General features: G+C 71.5%; 1 protein-coding gene. It reads right to left on the bottom strand.

What is annotated here, in order from left to right; translation table 11 throughout:
- Positions 1-81: 81 nt before the first annotated feature.
- A complete protein-coding gene (locus WH07_RS21830; RefSeq protein ID WP_046502656.1) occupies positions 82-1,335 on the bottom strand; it encodes an ATP-grasp domain-containing protein in 1,254 nt (417 codons plus the stop codon).
- Between the last annotated feature and the right edge of the window lie 16 nt (positions 1,336-1,351).

Here is a 1,351-nt window from a genome sequence, read left to right as displayed (position 1 = left end):
GTGATCAGCGGGGTGATGCCGGGTGGGCGAGGAGCGCGGCGGAGCCCTCCCGGCCCGGGGTGATTGCGGGCCAGCGACGGCTCAGGCGGTGGCGTGGGGCTCGACGGCCAGGGTGAGCTGGTCGGTGAGGGACGCCAGGCGGGCCTGCACGTCACCGGGATTGTCGGCGGTGACGATGAAGAAGCCGATCCGGGCGGCGCCGGGGATGGCGGTGGGCGGGAGGCAGACCTGGTCGCCGACGTTGCGCAGCCAGGTCACCTGCCGCAGCCACGGACACAACGGGCCCGGTGCGGCCGGGAGGTGGCGAGCGGTGAGAGTGCCGGCGGTGGGCGGGTAGAGCAGTGTGATCGCGGCGGTGGTGTGCGCGGTGGGGGTGAGGTTCGGTGTGTTGCCGCAGGCGATGTCGGCGGCGATGCGGGGCAGATCGAGGCCGGTGGCGAGGCGGACGAGTTCGCCGATCATGTCGCCGCCGATACGCGCGTTGACCTCGACGATCCTCGGCCCGGTCGCGGTCAGGCGCATCTCCACATGCTGCACCCCATCGGTCACACCGAGGGCGAGCAACGCGCGGGCGGCGACCGAGGCGACGTCGGGCAGGCGTGGGTCGCTGACGGTGACGGTGTGGCCGACTTCCTCGAAGTACGGCGCGAAGCCGACGTCCTTGCGGGTGACTGCCACGACGGTGGTCACGCCATGCCGGGTGACGCACTCCACGGATATCTCCGGCCCGTCCAGATACTCCTCGACCAGGACACCGCTGCCCTCGCGCCCCTGCGCACCGGCCCCGGACACGGCGAACTCCCAGCCGGCCGGGAGGGCTTCGGGGCTGTCGATGCGGATGACGCCGATGCTCCCGGCGTGGGAGGAGGGCTTGAGCACGACGGGGAAACCTGTACGGTCTGCGGCGGCGGTCGCCTCGGCAAGGGTGTGCACGCGGGTGGATGTCGCGGATGGCACGTTGTGCTGGGCGAAGTGACGGCGGCTGGCGGCCTTGTCTCGGGAGGCGTTCATCGACGCGACGGTGTTGGCGGGCAGTCCGAGCCGGACGGTGAGGTGCGTGGTCGCGACGAGGGCGTATTCGTCCCAGGTCAGGACGTCGGCGATGGTGTGGCGTTCGGCGAGCGCGAGTCCGGCGGCGATCACCGACGTGGGGTCGCGGGGGTCGGCGACCTCGTGGTCGACGACCAGGTCCTGCTGCCATGTCGGCGGCTTGGCGTCGATCAGCGCGACCGGATACGCGGCGGCGGCCCGTTCCATGCAGTAGCCGCGCAGCACCGGGTCCGTACCGCCGACCACGATCAGAACCGGATCAGCGACAAGCGTGGACCGTGACATGGAAAAGCCTCCGTGG

The organism is Streptomyces odonnellii (genome assembly GCF_000981895.1).
In the GTDB taxonomy this organism is placed as follows: domain Bacteria; phylum Actinomycetota; class Actinomycetes; order Streptomycetales; family Streptomycetaceae; genus Streptomyces; species Streptomyces odonnellii.
The sequence above is the reverse complement of the archived record's forward strand: the minus strand, read 5'-3'. Positions and strand labels throughout refer to the sequence as shown.